The sequence below is a fragment of the Pseudomonas sp. Irchel s3a12 genome, from assembly GCF_900187485.1.
Taxonomy (GTDB): Bacteria; Pseudomonadota; Gammaproteobacteria; order Pseudomonadales; family Pseudomonadaceae; genus Aquipseudomonas; species Aquipseudomonas neuropathica.
The window spans coordinates 350,973-371,302 of record NZ_FYDN01000004.1 but is presented as its reverse complement, the minus strand read 5'-3'; the positions used below and the strand labels follow the sequence as shown (position 1 = coordinate 371,302).

General features: G+C 58.8%; 19 protein-coding genes. 11 read left to right on the top strand and 8 right to left on the bottom strand.

The features are described from left to right. Nucleotide 1: 1 nt before the first annotated feature. The 4 genes from CKW14_RS09830 to flgA form a co-directional block, all read right to left on the bottom strand. Nucleotides 2-748 carry a flagellar brake protein gene (locus CKW14_RS09830; RefSeq protein WP_093442101.1) on the bottom strand — a complete coding sequence of 249 codons (747 nt, stop codon included), beginning with the start codon at nt 746-748 and terminating at the stop codon, nt 2-4. 88 nt (nt 749-836) lie between these two features. Next, nucleotides 837-1,304, bottom strand: coding sequence for a flagella synthesis protein FlgN (locus CKW14_RS09825; RefSeq protein WP_095051111.1), 468 nt, complete (start codon nt 1,302-1,304; stop codon nt 837-839). Between the two features lie 48 nt (nt 1,305-1,352). Further along, the gene (gene flgM / locus CKW14_RS09820) at nt 1,353-1,679 is read right to left on the bottom strand and encodes a flagellar biosynthesis anti-sigma factor FlgM (RefSeq protein ID WP_077574151.1); all 327 of its coding nucleotides are present in this window, start codon (nt 1,677-1,679) and stop codon (nt 1,353-1,355) included. Between the two features lie 148 nt (nt 1,680-1,827). Further along, entirely contained in the window at nt 1,828-2,589 is a 762-nt protein-coding gene (flgA, locus tag CKW14_RS09815; protein WP_026000512.1) for a flagellar basal body P-ring formation chaperone FlgA, read from the bottom strand. Nucleotides 2,590-2,671: 82 nt separating this feature from the next. On the opposite strand from flgA, the gene CKW14_RS09810 reads away from it, so the two are divergent. The 6 genes from CKW14_RS09810 (at nt 2,672) to flgE (ending at nt 7,795) form a co-directional block, all read left to right on the top strand. After that, a complete protein-coding gene (locus CKW14_RS09810; protein WP_007917585.1) occupies nt 2,672-3,604 on the top strand; it encodes a chemotaxis protein CheV in 933 nt (310 codons plus the stop codon). 46 nt (nt 3,605-3,650) lie between these two features. Continuing rightward, nucleotides 3,651-4,478, top strand: coding sequence for a protein-glutamate O-methyltransferase CheR (gene cheR, locus CKW14_RS09805; protein WP_016983976.1), 828 nt, complete (start codon nt 3,651-3,653; stop codon nt 4,476-4,478). Between the two features lie 374 nt (nt 4,479-4,852). Next, nucleotides 4,853-5,260, top strand: coding sequence for a flagellar basal body rod protein FlgB (flgB, locus tag CKW14_RS09800; RefSeq protein ID WP_007917581.1), 408 nt, complete (start codon nt 4,853-4,855; stop codon nt 5,258-5,260). A 3-nt stretch (nt 5,261-5,263) separates the two neighbouring features. Beyond that, nucleotides 5,264-5,707, top strand: a complete 444-nt coding sequence (flgC, locus tag CKW14_RS09795) for a flagellar basal body rod protein FlgC (RefSeq protein ID WP_003227217.1) — start codon at nt 5,264-5,266, stop codon at nt 5,705-5,707. Nucleotides 5,708-5,722: 15 nt separating this feature from the next. Beyond that, a complete protein-coding gene (flgD, locus tag CKW14_RS09790) occupies nt 5,723-6,448 on the top strand; it encodes a flagellar hook assembly protein FlgD (RefSeq protein ID WP_095051110.1) in 726 nt (241 codons plus the stop codon). A gap of 30 nt (nt 6,449-6,478) precedes the next feature. Next, the gene (gene flgE / locus CKW14_RS09785) at nt 6,479-7,795 is read left to right on the top strand and encodes a flagellar hook protein FlgE (protein WP_095051109.1); all 1,317 of its coding nucleotides are present in this window, start codon (nt 6,479-6,481) and stop codon (nt 7,793-7,795) included. Nucleotides 7,796-8,162: 367 nt separating this feature from the next. On the opposite strand, the gene CKW14_RS09780 is transcribed toward flgE, so the two are convergent. Beyond that, entirely contained in the window at nt 8,163-11,057 is a 2,895-nt protein-coding gene (locus tag CKW14_RS09780; protein ID WP_095051108.1) for a ribonucleoside-diphosphate reductase subunit alpha, read from the bottom strand. 876 nt (nt 11,058-11,933) lie between these two features. Here CKW14_RS09780 and CKW14_RS09775 point away from each other — a divergent pair. Together CKW14_RS09775 and CKW14_RS09770 are read left to right on the top strand one after the other, a co-directional pair. After that, nucleotides 11,934-12,656, top strand: a complete 723-nt coding sequence (locus CKW14_RS09775; protein WP_095051107.1) for a response regulator — start codon at nt 11,934-11,936, stop codon at nt 12,654-12,656. After that, nucleotides 12,653-14,263: an ATP-binding protein gene (locus CKW14_RS09770; protein WP_095051106.1), complete on the top strand. Its 1,611-nt coding sequence runs from the start codon at nt 12,653-12,655 to the stop codon at nt 14,261-14,263. The genes CKW14_RS09775 and CKW14_RS09770 overlap by 4 nt, the downstream gene beginning before the upstream one ends. A 116-nt stretch (nt 14,264-14,379) precedes the next feature. On the opposite strand, the gene CKW14_RS09765 is transcribed toward CKW14_RS09770, so the two are convergent. Together CKW14_RS09765 and CKW14_RS09760 are read right to left on the bottom strand one after the other, a co-directional pair. Continuing rightward, on the bottom strand, nt 14,380-15,105 hold the full coding sequence (locus CKW14_RS09765; protein WP_095051116.1) for a 4'-phosphopantetheinyl transferase: 726 nt from the start codon (nt 15,103-15,105) through the stop codon (nt 14,380-14,382). A 158-nt stretch (nt 15,106-15,263) separates the two neighbouring features. Further along, a complete protein-coding gene (locus CKW14_RS09760) occupies nt 15,264-16,055 on the bottom strand; it encodes a dienelactone hydrolase family protein (protein WP_095051105.1) in 792 nt (263 codons plus the stop codon). A 143-nt stretch (nt 16,056-16,198) separates the two neighbouring features. Here CKW14_RS09760 and CKW14_RS09755 point away from each other — a divergent pair, with 143 nt between their 5' ends. The 3 genes from CKW14_RS09755 to CKW14_RS09745 all read left to right on the top strand — a co-directional run bounded on the left by CKW14_RS09755 (nt 16,199) and on the right by CKW14_RS09745 (nt 18,971). Then, on the top strand, nt 16,199-16,801 hold the full coding sequence (locus CKW14_RS09755) for an outer membrane beta-barrel protein (RefSeq protein WP_095051104.1): 603 nt from the start codon (nt 16,199-16,201) through the stop codon (nt 16,799-16,801). 149 nt (nt 16,802-16,950) lie between these two features. Then, nucleotides 16,951-17,628, top strand: a complete 678-nt coding sequence (locus CKW14_RS09750) for a response regulator transcription factor (protein WP_093442145.1) — start codon at nt 16,951-16,953, stop codon at nt 17,626-17,628. Next, entirely contained in the window at nt 17,625-18,971 is a 1,347-nt protein-coding gene (locus tag CKW14_RS09745) for an ATP-binding protein (RefSeq protein WP_095125226.1), read from the top strand. The genes CKW14_RS09750 and CKW14_RS09745 overlap by 4 nt, the downstream gene beginning before the upstream one ends. Before the next feature lie 332 nt (nt 18,972-19,303). On the opposite strand, the gene CKW14_RS09740 is transcribed toward CKW14_RS09745, so the two are convergent. Then, nucleotides 19,304-20,302, bottom strand: coding sequence for an AraC family transcriptional regulator (locus CKW14_RS09740; RefSeq protein WP_095051055.1), 999 nt, complete (start codon nt 20,300-20,302; stop codon nt 19,304-19,306). Nucleotides 20,303-20,330: the final 28 nt, after the last annotated feature.

Here is a 20,330-nt window from a genome sequence, read left to right as displayed (position 1 = left end):
ATCAGAGATCGTCTTTGTCGAAACGGCGTGCTTCACGTTGCAACTGATACACGAAACGCTCAACGTTGCGCGCAGCCTGGCCACTGATGTTGTGGAAACGCAGACCGGCAAAGGTGATGTTGAGTTTTTCTTCGAAATGCAGATAGCGCAATTCGACGGAGATCGGCTGGTTGCCGAACAGCGGCGGGGCGATCAAGCGGTCATAAACCTGGCCCAATTGCAGGCGGTCGGTGATATCACCTTCGAAACGCAGCTTGCAGCCGGTCGCGGAGATATCCAGCAGTTTGCCGTTGATTGGCGCCTTGAGTTTTTCGCCGCCCAGTTCAACGCTGACCAGATCGGTCAGTTTTAGTGCCGCACGGAAGGCATTGCGGCGCTGGTGGTAAACCACTTCAGTCGGCAGTGCGCCGGTGTAGAAACGATCACCCTCGGATTCTTCGATATTCAGCGTGCCGGTGCATTCCCAGGCGATGCGCACGCCTTCATGAAAACCTTCAACCTTGAATGGCTCACCGGCCTGCAGGAAGCGTTCGCCATCACGCGGGATCATCTCGTCCAGTGCGATCGTAGCGCTGTCGCGGTCGACTTTGATCAGATAGCTCTGGAAGCGCTGGCTGCGCTCATGAAAGGTGATGATCAGCGGATCGTGGCTTTCTTGCAGCTGGCGCAGGTTGCTGGAGATTTCCAGTGGCGTGGTAAGCACCTTAGGGGGCTGCGGAGCATCATCCGCGCTGAGGGCGTTGGACACGGTTTATCAATCTCCAGACAAAATATGACGACTAGCCAGCATTTTGCCAGCATGTTTCGCGGGTTGATAGAGCTGGCGCATCAACGGCTCATGCCTGGCTGAGCGGACGCGGTGTGGCGGGTTTGGCAAATGTACCGCTGGCGTTATACAGCGCCGGCGCTTCACCGCCGGTGAGGATCTTCAGCTGATTGGCCGTGGCGGCCTGCTGGATCTGGATCGACTGGCCGTTCTTGACGTTGGCGGCCTGGCATTGAGCGATCAGATCGGTCAATGCATCGCCTTGCGCCAACAACTGCTCGCCAATGCTCGACTGGCCAGCCAGTTGCTCCAGACCGCTGCGGTCTGTCGGCAAGTTGAGGCTGGCGAGGATTTCGCTGCGTTTGCGGCCATGCTGTTCAAGCAGAATGATCAATGCCTGTTTATGCGCCAGAATTTCTTCCAGCAAGGGCATGTCGCGACCGTGCAACGCGAGGGATTCGGTTTGCAGCAACTCCAGCAATTGTTGAGCTGGAGCAAAGTCGTCGTTGATCAATTGCAATAAATTAGTGTCGTGCATGGCTGGCCTTGGGTTTTAAGCGTCCAAAAGCCTGGCGCCGGCAAAAGCCTAGCGCTGGGCTTCGAAGTTGAGCAGTTTGCTGGCTACACGGTTGCTGTCGACTTTATAGCTGCCATCGGCAATCGCGGCTTTCAACTCGGCCACACGGGCTTTGTCGACAGCAGGTTGATCGCGCAGCTTGTCAGTGACCTTCTGCAACTGTTGAGCCTCATTGCTGAGGTGTACCGATTCCCCGCTTTTTGCGGTACTGGCCGGTTCGGCCTGGGTATTCAGCGGCGCGGAGGTACCGGTTTCGGCGGTTTCCTTGGCGTTGCTGGTACGTGTACTGCCCGTAAGTGACGAGGAGCTGTTCAAACGGCTGAAATCGATGACCATGATAAAAACCTCTGGGAATTTGGACGCTTGCCATGTTTTCGGCCATCCCCTGGAAAACTTTAGGCACATTTACAATGAGCCTTGCATGCGCCGGCGCGTGTCCTGCTGCGGCACAGTTTAGGGAACAGCCGGGGTCAGCGCCAGTTTTCTACATCGCCACTTCCACTTGGCCGGGCGCGGTGACTTGCGCCTTGATGACCCTTTGCGAGTTGAGGTTTTTCACCCGGATCTGTTCTTTCAAACCGCCATTGGCCAGCGCTTCACCGGGCATGCGCACGGCGAGTGTGCCGCTGCGGGCAGTGATGACCACTTGATCACCCTTGCGAATGACTTCCGCCTGTTCCAGATGGACCAGAGTAATGACCTGATCGGCTACCGTTGGTCGGGTTAATTTCTGCCCGATCGCTTCGTCTACCGAGGTCAGAAAGCCTTGGTTGATCGTGCTCACGTCGCGTTCACGCAGGGTCACGTCCTGTGGTTCGATGATCCCTGCACGTTTCAGCGGTCGGGTGGTTGTCACAATCTCGCGAAACAGGCGGACTTGAGCGGGCACGAACACAGTCCAGGGCGAGGCGCCCTCACAACGGACCTTCACGGTAACCCGGCCCAGCGGACGTGCCGGACTCTCCAAAGTCGCTGTCAATTCCTTGTCGCACATAGGCATGCGCATACGGGGGTCGAGCTGGTTTACTTCGATCTCGTAGCGGCCTTCCGTTTGACTGGTGGCCAGATAGTCTTCTACGGTGAACTCAAGAAAGCCCTGAGTGACGCCGATAAGCATGTCAGGCAAGGTAACCGCATCAGCAATGGCAGGGCTGCCAGCGAAAAAGCAGCAGACGGCGGACATCGCGCAAAGGCTTTTGCGAGCGCGGGAGGTCAGGTGTCGGAAAAATGTCGTTTGAGCGTTCATACGAGTTAAAAAGCAAGCGCCGTGCCGTTTAGCAATGAATGTGCGTCGCAACAACACTTGGCGTTGGTGTAGGAGTCTGGGCATGGCTGGTGTAATGGATTCGGTGAACCAGCGCACGCAACTGGTGGGGCAGAATCGCCTGGAGCTGTTGTTGTTCCGTCTTGACGGTCAGCAGCTCTACGGAATCAACGTGTTCAAGGTGCGGGAAGTGTTGCAGTGCCCGTCGCTGACGTTGATGCCCAAGTCCAGTCCTGTCGTGTGCGGGGTGGCAAATATCCGGGGGGCGACCATTCCGATCCTTGATCTGGCAATGGCCACCGGTTCCGGAGCGTTGAAGGACAAGAACAACCCGTTCGTGATCATCACGGAGTACAACACCAAGACCCAGGGTTTCCTGGTCCGCTCGGTGGAGCGCATCGTCAACATGAACTGGGAAGAGATTCATCCACCGCCCAAGGGCACGGGTCGCGATCACTACCTGACCGCTGTGACTCGGGTGGACAATCAGTTAGTCGAAATCATCGACGTCGAGAAAGTGCTGGCGGAAGTTGCGCCGACACCGGAAGCGATTTCGGTGGGCGTGGTCGATGTCGAGACCCAGACCAAGGCACTGTCATTGCGTGTCTTGACGGTCGATGACTCGTCGGTGGCGCGCAAGCAGGTCACGCGTTGTCTGCAGACAATCGGGGTCGAAGTGGTGGCGCTGAACGACGGCAAACAGGCGCTGGATTACCTGCGCAAGCTGGTCGATGAGGGCAAGAAGCCGGAAGAAGAGTTCCTGATGATGATTTCCGACATCGAGATGCCGGAGATGGACGGGTACACCCTGACGGCGGAAATCCGCGGCGACGCACGCATGCAAAAGCTTCATATCATCCTGCATACTTCGTTGTCGGGGGTATTCAATCAGGCGATGGTCAAGAAAGTCGGTGCAGATGACTTTTTGGCCAAATTCCGTCCTGATGACCTCGCATCCCGGGTAGTCGACCGGATCAAAGCAGCAGATATCAGCTAGGAGCGTTTTGCTCCTGGCGGTCAACACGATTTAAGAGGCGGCATCATTGTCTACGGGTAATTTGGATTTCGAACAGTTCCGGGTCTTCCTGGAAAAAGCCTGTGGCATTCTGCTCGGTGAAAACAAGCAGTACCTGGTCTCGAGCCGTCTCAACAAACTGATGGAGCAGCAAGGCATCAAATCCCTGGGTGAGCTGGTTCAGCGCATCCAGACCCAGCCGCGCAGCGGTTTGCGCGAGCAGGTGGTCGATGCCATGACGACCAACGAAACCCTGTGGTTTCGTGACACCTATCCGTTTGAAGTCTTGAAGAACAAGGTGCTGCCTGAAGCGATCAAGGCCAGCCCCAACCAGCGCTTGCGGATCTGGTCAGCGGCGTGCTCGTCGGGCCAGGAACCGTACTCGCTGTCGATGTCGATCGACGAGTTCGAGCGGACCAACCTTGGTCAACTGAAGATGGGCGTGCAGATTGTTGCCACTGATCTGTCCGGCCTTATGCTGACCAACTGCAAGACCGGCGAGTACGACAGTCTGGCCATCGGTCGTGGTTTGTCGCCGGAACGCCTGCAGCGTTACTTCGACCCGAAAGGGCCGGGCCGCTGGGTGATCAAGGCGCCGATCAAGAACCGGGTAGAGTTCCGTTCGTTCAACCTGCTCGACAGCTATGCCGCGCTGGGCAAGTTCGACATCGTGTTCTGCCGCAACGTGTTGATCTACTTCTCTGCCGAAGTGAAGAAAGACATCCTGTTGCGCATTCACAGCACGTTGAAGCCGGGCGGTTATCTGTTCCTTGGCGCTTCCGAAGCGTTGAACGGTTTGCCGGATCATTACCAGATGGTGCAGTGCAGCCCGGGGATTATTTACCAGGCGAAATGATTGCAGCGGTAATACAAAAAAACGGGAAGCCTTAAGGCCTCCCGTTTTTTTATGCCCCAATTATTTTATTTCCCACGAACACCACACCCCCCCTGTGGGAGCGAGCCTGCTCGCGAAAGCGGTCTGTCAGTAAAACAGTTGGCGACTGACACGCCGCCTTCGCGAGCAGGCTCGCTCCCACAGGGGATCTGCGTTGACCTGGCAAGGACGGCAAGCGGCAGAAAAGCGGCATCCGGCGGATACCGGTTGCCGCTTTTCTGGCATTGCCGCTTTGCCGATGCCCCGCAAAGCCCCGGTTTATGGGTGTTTTGCCGTTTGGCACGGCGCTTGCTAAAGCTCAGTTACGAAAAACCGGTCACCTGAAGGTTCCCGACATGAGCATCAGCTTCGATAAAGCGCTCGGCATTCACGAAAAGGCATTGGGCTTCCGCGCCCAGCGTGCCGAAGTGCTGGCCAACAACATCGCCAACGCCGACACCCCGAACTACAAGGCTCGGGATCTGGATTTCTCCAAAGTGCTTGAAGCACAGACCCAGAAAAACGCTAACGGCACCATCGCCCTGAACATGACCAACAGCCGTCACATCGAAGCTGAAGGCCTGGGCAATGGCGACGAATCGCTGATGTATCGCACGCCGATGCAACCGTCGATCGACCAGAACACCGTGGACGCTCAACTGGAACAGTCGAACTACGCGGAAAACGCCGTCGGCTTCCAGGCCAGCTTCACCCTGCTCAACAGCAAATTCAAAGGGCTGGTGTCAGCCCTGCGCGGAGAGTAATCCATGTCCCTGTCCAGCGTTTTCAACATTGCCGGCAGCGGCATGAGCGCACAAACCACGCGTCTGAACACCGTGGCGTCGAACATCGCCAACGCCGAAACCGTCTCGTCGAGCATCGACCAGACCTATCGCGCCCGTCACCCGGTGTTCGCCACCATGTTCCAGGGCGGCCAGAACAGCGGCAGCAATTCACTGTTCCAGAGCCAGGACGCGGCCGGTCAGGGCGTACAGGTGCTCGGTGTGGTCGAAGACCAGAGCAACCTCGAAGCGCGCTACGAGCCGAACCATCCGGCGGCCGACGCCAAAGGCTACGTCTACTACCCGAACGTCAACGTGGTGGAAGAAATGGCTGACATGATTTCCGCGAGCCGCTCGTTCCAGACCAACGCCGAAATGATGAACACCGCCAAAACCATGATGCAGAAGGTACTGACCCTCGGTCAGTAATAAGGGGCGACTGCCATGAGTGTTTCCGATACCACCAGCAGCCTGAGCATGAATGACATCCTGGCGAACTCGTCGAAAAAGACCAGTTCGACCACCGGTGGCATTGCTTCGGCGACCAACAGCGCCACCGGCGGCCAGGCACTGGGCAAGGATGCGTTCCTGCAATTGCTGGTCACCCAGCTGAAAAACCAGAACCCGCTTGATCCGCAGGACAACAGTGCCTTCGTTGCGCAGTTGGCACAGTTCAGCAGCCTTGAGGGGATCACCACCCTCAACAGCACTGTCAGCTCGCTGGCCGGCAACTACAACTCCTCGCAGGCGTTGCAGGCTTCGTCGCTGGTGGGCCGCAATGTGATCGTGCAGACCAACTCGGTTCAGCTCGACGATCCGAGCAAAGGCATGACCGGCTCGGTCACCGTTCCGTCGTCGATTGCCGGCGGCACCGTCAGCATCACCGACAGCAGCGGCACGGTGGTTCGCACCATCGATCTGGGCAGTCGCGCCGCAGGCAGCGCGAGCTTCACCTGGGACGGCAAGGACAAGGACGGCAATCTGGTCAAGACCGGTACCTATACCGTCAAGGCCAACGCATCGATCAATGGCACATCGACCGACATGGCGACCTACCTGCCGGCCACCGTCACCAGCGTGACGATCAGCCAGACCGGCGGCGAGCTGATGCTCAACCTGTCTGGCAAGGGCACCGTTGCCCTGTCCAAAGTACAAACCATTGGTATATAGAGCCGACTAACCGGCACAAAGGAGTGGAATATGTCTTTCAATATCGGCCTTAGCGGTCTCTATGCAGCCAACAAACAACTGGACGTGACCGGCAACAACATCGCCAACGTCGCGACCGCCGGTTTCAAATCGTCCCGTGCAGAATTCGAAGACGTTTACTCGTCGACTCGCCTGGGCAGCGGCAGCAAAGTGATCGGCAATGGTGTGCGTCTGGCCAACGTTTCCCAGCAGTTCACCCAAGGTGACATCAACAACACCGGCAACGTGTTGGACATGGGCATCAACGGTTCCGGTTTCTTCACCATGAGCAACAATGGCTCGGTGTCCTACACCCGTGCCGGTACGTTCAAGGTCGACAACGCCGGTTACATTACCAACACCGACTACACCTCGCGTCTGCAAGGTTATGGTGTGGATGCCAACGGTAAGATCGTCAATGGTGTGTTGACCGACCTCAAGATCGACACTTCAAACCTGGCGCCTAAGTCCACCTCGCTGGTGACCTCGACCATCAACCTGAACTCGACTGCGCCAGTGATCGACGACACAGTGGCCGCCGGCAAGTTCGATCCGAGCAACCTCGCGACCTACACCAAATCGTTCAGCACGCCGATCTATGACAGCCAGGGCAACATGCACCCCATGGATCAGTACGTGGTGAAAACCGGTGCCAACACCTGGAAGGTCTATACCCTGGTGGACGGTCGTAACCCGGATGCAACGGGCAGTGATCCAAAAGTCACCGCGCCGGTGCCTTCCACCATGACATTTGACTCCGCTGGCAAGCTGACGCAGGTCAGCACCCTGCCTGGCCCGGTGATCAGCAGTGACCTGAAGCTCACGGGTTGGGTGCCGGGTAATGTCGTCAATGGTACGTTCAAGGCTAATGGTGCGGCCGCGAACCCGGCAGGTATCACCATTTCGATGGCTCAGACCACCCAGTACAATGCGGACACTGCGCGTTCGATCCCGACGCAGGATGGTTACGCCACTGGCCAGATCACCAACCTGACCATCGACGGTACCGGTACGCTGTTCGCCAACTTCAGCAACAACCAGAGCAAGGCCATTGGCCAGGTCGCACTGGCGAGTTTCACCAACGAACAAGGCTTGCAGGCAGTCGGCGGCACTAGCTGGAAGGAGACTTTCGCTTCGGGTATTCCAGGCTACGATGCGCCGAAAACCGGTACGTTGGGTGAGGTGGTTTCCAACTCGCTGGAAGAGTCGAACGTTAACCTGACCAACGAGCTGGTAGACCTGATCAAGGGCCAGAGCAACTATCAGGCGAACGCCAAGACCATCTCGACTCAGAGCACCATCATGCAGACCATCATTCAGATGACCTGATTCTGGTATCTGCTTGTGCAAGGAAGCCCCTCTTTTGAGGGGCTTTTTTGTTGGGCTTTTTTTGGGGGGGGCTGTTTTGATTGGGTGTATATCCGTTGCTTCGGGTGCTGCGGCTGGCGGTTCGCTCTTACAGCGACTCACTCCGACCAATCTCCGATTGCACACTCCCAATCCCACTGTGGGAGCGAGCTTGCTCGCGAAGGCGACCTGAGAGCCAGGCAGCCTCTGCCAGATGTACTCAACTTCTGTAAGCGCTGCCGAAGGTAAACGGCGCCCAAAAGAAAACCCCCGACACACCAGAAGTCTGTCGGGGGTTTTATTTTGCCTGGAAGAATCAGGCGTCTCGCAACGCCTGATTCAGCTCAGCTTATTGGCAAGCTTCGCAATCCGGCTCGTCGATCGCGCAAGCCTTTGGCACTGGAGCAGGACCGGCAGGTGCTGCCAGAACCGAATCGTCGCCGTGGTTGCCGCCGCTGGAAACAGCGTTCAGCTTGCCGGTGTTGATGGTCGACTTCTCGGTGCTGGTCGCGGCCAGGGCACGGAGGTAGTAAGTGGTTTTCAGGCCACGGTACCAGGCCATGCGGTAGGTCACGTCGAGCTTCTTGCCCGATGCGCCGGCGATGTACAGGTTCAGCGACTGGGCCTGGTCGATCCACTTCTGACGACGGCTGGCGGCGTCAACGATCCACTTGGTGTCCACTTCGAACGCGGTCGCATAAAGCTCTTTGAGTTCTTGCGGGATGCGCTCGATCTGCTGAACCGAACCGTCGTAGTACTTCAGGTCGTTGATCATGACCGAGTCCCACAGACCGCGAGCTTTCAGGTCGCGAACCAGGTACGGGTTGATCACGGTGAATTCGCCCGACAGGTTCGATTTCACATACAGGTTCTGGTAGGTCGGTTCGATCGACTGCGAGACGCCGGTGATGTTGGCGATGGTCGCGGTCGGTGCGATGGCCATGATGTTCGAGTTACGAATACCTTTCTGTACACGGGCGCGAACCGGTGCCCAGTCGAGGGTTTCGTTCAGGTCGACATCGATGTACTTCTGGCCACGGGCTTCGATCAGGATCTGTTGCGAATCCAGCGGCAGGATGCCTTTGGACCACAGCGAACCCTGGAATGTCTCGTACGCGCCACGCTCGTCAGCCAGGTCGCAGGACGCCTGGATCGCGTAGTAGCTGACCGCTTCCATCGACTTGTCGGCGAACTCGACGGCAGCGTCGGAACCGTAAGGGATGTGCTGCAGGTACAGCGCGTCCTGGAAGCCCATGATGCCCAGACCGACCGGACGGTGCTTGAAGTTGGAGTTCTTCGCTTGTGGCACCGAGTAGTAGTTGATGTCGATCACGTTATCGAGCATGCGTACAGCGGTGTTCACGGTACGTTGCAGCTTGGCGGTGTCCAGCTTGCCGTCAACGATGTGGTTCGGCAGGTTGATCGAGCCCAGGTTGCAAACGGCGATCTCGTCCTTGTTGGTGTTCAAGGTGATTTCGGTGCACAGGTTCGAGCTGTGAACCACGCCGACGTGCTGCTGCGGGCTGCGCAGGTTGCACGGGTCTTTGAAGGTCAGCCATGGGTGGCCGGTTTCAAACAGCATGGAGAGCATTTTGCGCCACAGGTCTTTGGCCTGGATGGTCTTGAACAGTTTGACCTTGCCTGGGTATTCGGTCAGCGCTTCGTAGTACTCGTAGCGCTCTTCGAAGGCTTTGCCGGTCAGGTCGTGCAGGTCCGGTACTTCGGATGGCGAGAACAGGGTCCACTTGCCGTCATCGAAAACACGCTTCATGAACAGGTCAGGGATCCAGTTGGCGGTGTTCATGTCGTGGGTACGACGACGATCATCACCGGTGTTCTTGCGCAGTTCGATGAACTCTTCGATGTCCATGTGCCAGGTTTCCAGGTAGGCACAGACAGCGCCTTTGCGCTTGCCACCCTGGTTAACGGCTACAGCGGTGTCGTTCACCACTTTGAGGAACGGCACAACGCCTTGCGACTTGCCGTTGGTGCCCTTGATGTACGAACCCAGAGCGCGAACAGGCGTCCAGTCGTTGCCCAGGCCACCGGCGAATTTCGACAACATGGCGTTGTCGTGGATCGCGTGGTAGATGCCCGACAGGTCATCCGGCACGGTGGTCAGGTAGCAGCTCGACAGCTGTGGACGCAGGGTACCGGCGTTGAACAGGGTCGGGGTCGACGACATGTAGTCGAAGGAAGACAGCAGGTTGTAGAACTCGATCGCACGGTCTTCTTTCTGCTTCTCTTCGATCGCCAGGCCCATGGCCACGCGCATGAAGAAGATCTGCGGCAGTTCGAAACGCACGCCATCCTTGTGGATGAAGTAACGGTCGTACAGGGTTTGCAGGCCCAGGTAGGTGAATTGCTGATCACGCTCGTGGTTGATCGCCTTGCCCAGTTTTTCCAGGTCGAAGGAAGCCAGCACAGGGTTCAGCAGTTCGAACTCGATACCTTTGGCGATGTAAGCCGGCAGTGCCTTGGCGTACAGGTCGGCCATTTCGTGGTGAGTGGCGCTTTCGGCCACACCGAGGAAACCCAGACCTTCGGCACGCAGGGTGTCCATCAGCAGGCGGGCAGTCACGAACGAGTAGTTCGGCTCACGCTCGACCAGGGTACGGGCGGTCATCACCAGGGCGGTGTTGACGTCGGTCAGGGCCACGCCGTCGTACAGGTTTTTCAGGGTTTCGCGCTGGATCAGGTCGCCGTCGACTTCTTCCAGACCTTCGCAGGCCTCGGTGACGATGGTGTTCAGGCGGCCCATGTCGAGCGGCGCCAGGCTGCCGTCGGCACGGGTAATGCGGATCGACGGGTGAGCGTTGACCGCTTCTTCGGCCGGCGCGTGGGCAGCACGTTCTTTCGAACGACCGTCACGGTAGATCACGTAGTCGCGAGCGACTTTCTGCTCACCGGCACGCATCAGGGCCAGTTCGACCTGGTCCTGGATTTCTTCGATGTGGATGGTGCCACCCGACGGCATGCGACGCTTGAAGGTCGCGGTGACCTGTTCGGTCAGACGGGCAACGGTGTCATGGATTCGCGACGAAGCGGCAGCGGTGCCGCCTTCAACTGCGAGGAACGCTTTGGTGATAGCGACGGTGATCTTGTCATCGGTGTAAGGAACGACAGTGCCATTGCGCTTGATCACGCGCAGTTGACCAGGCGCGGTGGCTGCCAGATCCGAATTCGAATCAGCGGCCTGCGGCAAGGTGCCCTGCGGGTTCTCGCGAGTTGTGTCGGTTTGCATGGGGGGTGGTCTCCACATTCTCTATGTTTGTTTGGGCACCATCATGGTGCCCACCGTTCTGTCCAGAAGCACTACAGCCGACGGGCGTCGGGTATAACAACTTCGGGACAGTAGGAAAAAAGGCTGATGAAGCCGCATCCTTGCCGAAGTTTTTGGCTACGAGCCAGGGCTCGAGCCGGATTCCTTCCCGGGTGACAGTAATGACTGCAACACCCGTACCGTTCTCGCCGCTGCGAGGTAAAAAACGGTGCCATCCGCAAGTGCGGTTTGGGCTTTGAAAAACTTGCTGGGTTCAACCGGAAACAGGCAATAAATCGCTTGAGTTTCAGGTCTGAAATGTGGTTGGGCGTTTAAGCGGAAAACCCTATATGTGGGGTCTCTCCCTGCGCCGTGCTACAAGATAATGCGTTTCACGGGTGCTTGCAACGTACTAGCTGTGGATAAACCTGTGCGTAAATTGTGTAAGAAATCCGGAATTCGCGTGTAGGCCGCGAACCTGCTGAGCTAGACCGTCTGTCACTGTTTTTTCACCGGGAAAAACGCTTCAGCGGATTTTTAAGGGCGCGAACCCTATCACAAAAAACTGCCTTGTCCGAACGCATTTACCGACTTGTGTTCTGGCTGGACGCCGTTTATACAATCGGCCCATGCGCAGGCATTCTTATCCTCCAGAAACATGACAAAAGGACGGGAGGATCACGCTGAATATCGCGTACCCCTGTAGGAGCTGCCGAAGGCTGCGATCTTTTGATCCTGATCTTGAAAAGCAAGATCAAAAGATCGCAGCCTCGTTTCACTCGACAGCTCCTACAGGGGATTGTGTGTCCGGGCAATCGCCTTCCTTTTATTAATAACAATAGAAAGCAGAGGTCACCGGTGGAGCAACAAGCCTTTGAGGTATTGATCGTCGAGGATGACCAGCGGCTGGCCGAATTGACGCGCGACTACCTGCAAGCCAATGGACTGCGCGTGAATATCGAAGGCAACGGGGCGCTGGCGGCGGCGCGGATCATCAAGGAGCAGCCGGATCTGGTGATCCTCGATCTGATGCTGCCGGGCGAAGATGGCCTGAGCATCTGTCGCAAGGTGCGCAATCAGTATGACGGGCCGATTCTGATGCTCACCGCACGCACTGACGATGCCGATCAGATTCAGGGCCTCGACCTCGGTGCCGACGATTACGTGTGCAAACCGGTGCGCCCACGGCTGTTGCTGGCGCGCATTCAAGCGTTGCTGCGCCGTAGCGATACACCTGAACCGCTCGCCGAAAAATCCCGCCGTCTGCAATTTGGCCCGCTGGTGGTCGACAACGCCTTGCGCGAAGCGTGGCTGAGCGACAACGGCATCGAGCTGACCAGCGCCGAATTCGATCTGCTCTGGCTGCTGGTGTCCAACGCCGGGCGGATTCTGTCCCGCGAAGAAATCTTCACTGCACTGCGCGGCATCGGCTATGACGGTCAGGACCGTTCGATTGATGTGCGCATCTCGCGCATCCGCCCGAAAATCGGCGACGACCCCGACCATCCACGCCTGATCAAGACCATTCGCAGCAAAGGTTATCTGTTCGTTCCTGAAGCCTGCGTAGATCTGCCGCTGTGAACTCGATCTTCCTGCGCATCTACGGCGGCATGTGCGCAGCGCTGATTCTGGTGGCGGTGCTCGGCGTGCTGGCGCTGAATCTGCTCAATCAGGTGCGCAGCGAGCAGTATCGCGAGCGGCTGGCACACGGCACGTTCTCGCTGATGGCCGGCAACCTGCAACCGATGAATGAAACCGAGCGCCATCGCGCGTTGCTGGTGTGGGAGCGTTTGCTGGGGATTCCGCTGGCGCTGAAGAAGTTCGCCGAGACCGATCTCGATCTGACCCAGCGCACCCGCGTGCAACGGGGGCAGGCGTTGGTCGAGCAGACCGGTCCGCACGCAGCGAAGGTTTACCGGATGGTCAGCGACAAGGAACAGCTCGTACTGGTGGGTGAAGTTCAGCAAATCAGCGAGCAACTGGCCCGCGCAACCATTTACCTGCTGGCCGATGAACTGGTGCGCGTGCCGGTCGCCGAGCAACCCAAGCGCCTCGCACAGATAAAGGACGAGAAGGGCTTCGGTTTCGATTTGCGCCTGGTCACGGTGAATGACGCCGACATGGACGAAGACCAGAGCCGCCGCGTGGCCGAAGGCGACACGGTGATGGCGCTGGGCAAGGGCGGCGATTCGATCCGCGTGTTTGCCGGCATGGTCGGCACGCCGTGGGTGCTGGAAATCGGGCCGCTGTATCAGATGAACCCGTATCCGCCGGAATGGCTGGTGCTGATTGCGGCACTCGGCCTGACCCTGATCGGCCTCATTGTTTATCTGTTGGTGCGCCAGCTCGAACGCCGTTTACGCGGCCTCGAAGCGGCGGCCACGCGCATTGCCAAGGGCAGCCTGGAAACTCGTGTGCCGGCGCGCGGTGCCGACTCGGTCGGGCGTCTGGCGGCGGCGTTCAACGGCATGGCCGAGCACTTGCAGCAGCTACTGGCAATCCAGCGCGAACTGGTGCGTGCGGTCTCTCATGAACTTCGCACGCCGGTGGCGCGTCTGCGTTTCGGTCTGGAAATGATTGGCTCGGCGACCACCCCGCAAGCGCTGGAGAAATACCGCGAAGGCATGGATCACGACATCGAAGACCTCGATAAGCTGGTCGATGAAATGCTCACCTATGCGCGACTGGAGCAGGGTTCGCCGGCGCTGACGTTCCAGCGCATCGATCTGGATGCGCTGGTCAATCAGGTGATTGAAGAGCTGGCGCCGTTGCGCGCCGAAGTCACCGTGCAGCGGGGATTGTGCCTGTCTGCCGCCGATAACGATGATGCCTGGGTCGAGGCCGAGCCGCGTTATCTGCACCGGGCATTGCAGAATCTGGTGAGCAACGCCATGCGCCACGCACGCTCGAAGGTGACGGTGAGTTATCAGGTCGGGCAATTGCGCTGTCGCGTGGATGTCGAAGATGACGGCCCGGGCGTGCCGGAAGTAGCGTGGGAGCGGATTTTCACGCCGTTTCTACGCCTGGATGACAGCCGTACGCGGGCGTCGGGCGGGCATGGCCTGGGCTTGTCGATTGTGCGACGGATCATTCACTGGCATGACGGCCGGGCGATCATTGGCAAGAGCAAGAGTCTGGGTGGGGCTTGCTTTAGCCTGAGTTGGCCGAGGAATCAGGAACGCCGTTGAGTCTTGTATTGGTTCGGCAGGCCTCATCGCGAGCAGGCTCACTCCTACAGGGGAACGCATTTCAAATGTAGGAGTGAGCCTGCTCGCGAAAGCGCGAGCGCCCGCAACACAAATCTTCAGGCTTTGATGCTGACCAGACTCAACAACTGCCCATCCCGCACCCCGAACTGCGCCTCCAGTTCAACGCCGTTACGCCACTCGGCCGACAAGTCCGCCAACAGCCGCAACCTCACTTGACCCGCTTCAGTCCACTCCAGCACTTCAGCGTGCTCGAAATAAAAGCGCTTCTGCACAATCGGGTACAGCGCTTTGAACAGACTTTCCTTCACCGAAAATGTCAGCGTCACCCACAGCGCCAACTGATCCCGCGAGGCGGCCGTCATGCGTTGCATTTCAGGTGGCGTCAGAATCTCCCCAGCCAGCCGCTCGGCACGTTCGGTGTCGAGCAGGTTTTCCAGATCCATGCCCAAACCGCGCCAGTGCCTTTTGTTGGCGACAATCGCTGCCGCGCGTCCGGTGCTGTGCGTGATTGAGCCGCAGATATGCGCGGGCCATATCGGCGCGCGGTCTTCACCAATCGCTGGCACAACGCTGCTGCCTTCCAGTTGCTGCAACGCTGCACGGGCGCAAATCCGCCCGGCGAGGAATTCCGCCTGACGTTTGGCCACCGAGCGCTGAATGCTTGGCGGGGCAACGACGGCGCTGCGCTGGAAATCATCGCCGAGCAGTTGTGCCGGATCGAAATGGGTGCTGAGCAGCACGGTATCAGGCAACACCGTCGGCAACGGCCAGTGGCTGTCGAGCGCGGTGCAGCAGGCGGGGAGGGCGGGGGTGAGATTCATGGCGGGCATTTTGCCGGTTAGTCGAGACAAGGTCGAGATGATCGTTCCCACGCTCTGCGTGGGAATGCCTCAATGGACGCTCTGCGTTCGCTTTGGGACGCAGAGCGTCCCGAGCTGCATTCCCACGCGGAGCGTGGGAACGATCAGGTGCGGAGGGGTCAGCTAAAGATTTTCTGCAAGAACGCTTTCATGTCCGCCCAGGATTTTTCATCCGCTGCCTTGTTGTACCCGATGTCCGGGCCACCGTGCTCGCCATGGCTCAGGCGATCGGCATCCGGATTGGTAAATCCGTGCTTGGCGCCGTCGAGGCTGACGAACTTATAGTCAGCGCCAGCCTTGTCCATTTCCGTCTTGAACGCCGTGACATTGTCTGGAGTGACCATGCTGTCCAGCGCACCGTGTTCGACCAGAATCTTCGCCTTCACACTGCCGGGTGTCGCCGGGGTCTTGGTCGCCAGCGCGCCGTGGAAACTCACCACACCTGCCAGCGGCTCTCCTTGTCGCGCGGCGTTGAGCACCACGCCGCCGCCGAAGCAGTAACCGATGGCGGCGATTTTGTTGACGTCGGTCTGCGCCTGCTTCTTCAGCAAATTCAGCCCGGCCTCAAAGCGCTTGCTGGAAGCCGCCGCATCCTGAGTCGCCGCCTGCATGAACGCCATCGCGTCTTTCGGGTGCTCGGTGTTCTTGCCTTCGCCGTACATGTCGATCGCCAACGCGCTGTAGCCAAGTGCGGCGAGATCGCGTGCGCGGCGTTTGGCGTAATCGTTCAGGCCCCACCATTCGTGCACCACGACGACACCCGGGCGTTTGCCTTGGATGGCGTCGTCGTAGGCGTAGTAGCCGATCAGTTTCGTGCCGTCGGCGCTCTGATAGGGGATTTCTTCAGTCTTGATCGCAGCCTGAGTGAGGCTGCTGACAGCCAGCAAAGTAAGGGCGAGGAACAGGCGCATGGTCGGGTCTCCTGACAATAAAGGGTCAAAACAGCCTAGTTCATTTGGTTCAGGTCAGGTTCAGAGACGGTTCAGGGGCGGTACAGGGGGAGGTCAGTAACCTTGCGCCATACCCAAACAGCACTGTGAAAGAGGAAATACCCATGACTTTTAACAAACTGTTGCTGGCATTGACCGTAATGAGCGCCAGTATCGCGGCCCAGGCTGACACCACTTCGAATTTCGCCGGCCTATCCTTCGGCCAGACCAGCGACAAGATTGACAAGTCCCACGCACTGAACAACAACCTCGACCACCCGAACGCCACCGGCGCCATCGACGGTAACAACACCTACGGCGTACGCCTCGGTCAGCAAAACAGCCAGGGTCGCTACTACGCCACCTACGACAACGTGTCGGGCTCGCACAATGGCATTAAACTGCGTCAGGAAAACCTGCTGGGCAGCTACGATCTGTTCTACCCGGTAGGCGGCAGCACCAAGTTGTTCGGTGGCGCGACGGCGGGTTTGACCAAGCTGACTCAGGAATCGCCAGGCTTTAGCCGCGACAGTGATATCGGTTACGCCGTCGGTGGTCAGCTCGGTGTGTTGCAACAAGTATCGCAAAACACTTCGGTCGAACTCGGTTACCGTTACCTGCGCAGCAATGCCAGCACCGAGATGAGCGAACGCGGTGGCAGCAAGCAAGGTTCGCTGGATTTGACCAGCAGCGCGCAGACTTACCTGTCGGCTAACTACAATTTCTAAGGAGTTGCCAGCAGGTTCAATGTGGGAGCGAGCCTGCTCGCGAAAGTGCCGGTTCAGTCGATGAGATGTCGACTGAACCATCGCCTTCGCGAGCAGGCTCGCTCCCACAGGTGTGTGACTGGAGATTCTGATTTATCCGGGAGAGTGTTATGAAACTGTTGGTCGTCGAAGATGAAGCGCTGTTGCGCCATCACCTGCAAACCCGCCTGACGGAAAGTGGCCACGTGGTCGAGTCCGTGGCCAATGCCGAAGAGGCGCTGTACCAGACCGGACAGTTCAACTTCGACCTGGCGGTGATCGATCTCGGCCTGCCGGGCATGGGCGGTCTCGACCTGATTCGCCAATTGCGCGCGGCGGGCAAGACCTTCCCGATCCTGATCCTCACCGCGCGCGGCAACTGGCAGGACAAGGTCGAAGGCCTCGCCGCCGGCGCCGACGATTACGTGGTCAAGCCGTTCCAGTTCGAAGAGCTCGACGCGCGCCTGAACGCCTTGCTGCGCCGCTCCAGCGGTTTCACCCAGTCGACCATCGTCGCCGGGCCGCTGCTGCTCGACCTCAATCGCAAACAGGCGAGCCTCGACGAGCAACCGCTGGCGCTGACCGCCTACGAGTACCGCATCCTCGAATACCTCATGCGCCATCACCAGCAAGTGGTGCCCAAGGATCGCTTGATGGAGCAGCTCTACCCGGACGACGACGAGCGCGATCCAAATGTCATCGAAGTGCTGGTCGGCCGTCTGCGCCGAAAACTCGAAGGCCCGGCCGGGTTCAAGCCGATCGACACCGTGCGCGGCCTCGGCTACCTGTTCAATGAGCGCTGCACTTGATTCGTTCCCTTCGCGTTCGCTTGATGCTCGCCGCCACCACGTTGGCGGTATTGTTCATGCTTGCCTTGCTGCCGGCGATGCAAGGCGCGTTCAGCCTCGCCTTGCAGGATTCCATTGAGCAGCGGCTGGCCTCGGACGTGACCACGCTGATCTCGGCCGCGCGCATTGAAAACGGTCGGCTGGTGATGCCGACGCAACTGCCGGATGAGCGCTTCAATCTCACCGACTTCCGTTTGCTCGGCTACATCTACGACCGCGAAGGGCATCTGGTGTGGCGCTCGAAAGCCACCCAGGAAGAGCAGATCAACTATAAGCCGCGCTATGACGGCCTCGGTAACGAGTTCGCGCGGATTCGTGAAACCAACGGCCAGGAATTCTTCGTCTACGACGTTGAAGTGAAATTGCTCGGCGGCAAAAGCGCGGCGTTCAGCATCGTCGCCCTGCAACCGGTGCGCGAGTACGAAACCACCCTCGAAGGCCTGCGTGAAAATCTCTATCTGGGCTTCGGCGCTGCGTTACTCGTGTTGCTGGCGCTGTTGTGGATCGGCCTGACCTGGGGCCTCAAAGCCTTGCGCCGGCTCAGTCAGGAACTCGACGAAATCGAAGGCGGCACCCGTGAAAGCCTCACCGAACAACATCCACGCGAACTGCTGCGCCTGACCGGCTCGCTCAACCGTTTGCTGCACAGCGAGCGCCAGCAGCGCAGTCGTTATCGCGATTCCCTCGATGACTTGGCGCACAGCCTGAAAACCCCGTTGGCGGTGTTGCAAGGTGTCAGCGAAGACATGGCCCAGCGTCCCGAAGAGCGCGATCAGGCCTGGGTGCTGCAAAGCCAGATCGAACGCATGAGCCAGCAGATCAGCTATCAACTGCAACGGGCCAGCTTGCGCAAAAGCGGACTGGTGCGACATCAGGTGCGCCTGCAACCGGTGCTGAAAAGCCTCTGCGACACCCTCGACAAGGTGTATCGCGATAAGCATGTGCGCGTGGCATTCGATCTGCCTGAGCACTGCTATGTGCCGATCGAGCAGGGCGCGTTGCTGGAGATGATGGGCAACTTGCTGGAAAACGCCTATCGCCTGTGCCTGGGCGAGGTGCGCATCAGCGTGCGTGAGACTCTGGCCGGGATTGAACTGTGCGTCGAAGATGACGGCCCGGGCGTGCCGCCGGATCAGCGTGCGCGGATTCTCGAGCGTGGCGAGCGGCTGGATGCCCAGCATCCGGGGCAGGGGATCGGGTTGGCGGTGGTCAAGGACATTATTGAAAGCTACAACGCCAAACTCGCGTTGGGCGATTCACCGATGGGTGGGGCGACGTTCAGGATTCATTTTCCTGCGGTGTGATCGGGAGTTGCCCTCACCCTAACCCTCCCGAAGCGTCGGACCGCCCAGAGGTAGAGGGGACTGACCGAAGTGTCTTGCGAAAATGATCGACCTGAGCGATTTGAGTCGAATATGGATTCAATAGAGAGCTTGCAGGTCGGCGTATTTCTCAACCATCCCCCAATCAGTCCCCTCTCCCTGAGGGTGTCTGGCGTTTTATATCGACCTGAAATAGCCAGTCGATTATGGATTCAGTAGAGAGCGTTCAGGTCGGCGTACTTCTTGAGCATCCCTCAATCAGTCCCCTCTCCCTCCGGGAGAGGGTTAGGGTGAGGGGCTTTTGATTTAGCGCCTCACTGCTCCTGCGCCCGATAAGCCCCCGGCGTCAGCCCGGTCCACTTCTTGAACGCCCGATGAAACGCCGACGGCTCGGAAAATCCGAGCTGCTCGGCAATCTGCTGCAACGACAGATCCGCACGGCCCAAATGATAAATGGCGATATCTCGCCGCAACTGATCCTTCAACTCCTGAAAACTGCTGCCTTCCTCACGCAAATGCCGGCGCAGCGTTTGCGGGCTGATGTGCAAGTGCGCCGCCACCGCTTCCAGATCCGGCCAGTGTGCCGTGTCGCGACTGAGCAAACGGCGCAGGCGGCTGCTCAGGCTGTCGCCGTCGTCCGGGCGTGAGAGCAGGTCGGCGGGGGAGCGTTCGAGGAAGTGTTTGAGGGTGCGTTCATCCTGCAACAGCGGCATAGACAGATATCGGCTGTGGAATAAAAGGCTGCTTTGCTCGGTACCGAAAGTCAGCGGGCAGGGGAACAACAGGTCATATTCAGCGCCGTGATCGGGGCGGGGATAGCTGAAAGTTGCCTGCTCGAGGCGAATTCGCTGGCCAATCAGCCAACTGCCGAGGCGATGCCAGATCACCAGCAAACTCTCGGTGAGAAAGTGATCCGGGTCGCACATCTGCGAATCGTCGAGGCTCAGGCGCACCCATTCGTCTTCGCGCGTCAGGCTCAGGCGCGGGGCTTCGGGGAATAGGCTATAAAACAATAAACCCCGTTGCAGGGCTTTCTCCAGATTGCGGCAGTGAATCGAGGCGTGGCACATCATGGCGAAACTGCCGGGCTTGCTCGGGGCGTTGCCGAAACCCAGGTATTCGTCATCCAGCGCCAGCCACAGGCCCTGAATCAACCGGGTGAATTGTTCCGGAGCGATGCGTGCGCGCGGCTCGTCGAGCAGTTCCGGGCTGATGCCCAGTTGCAGCAGCAGGCCCGAGTAATCGAACCCTTGGCGGCGCGCGCCACCGAGGGCGGCACGGGCGAAATGACTGGCGATGGTGCGTTCGCGCATAAGCGGCAGATCCTTCCTCAGGCGCCGG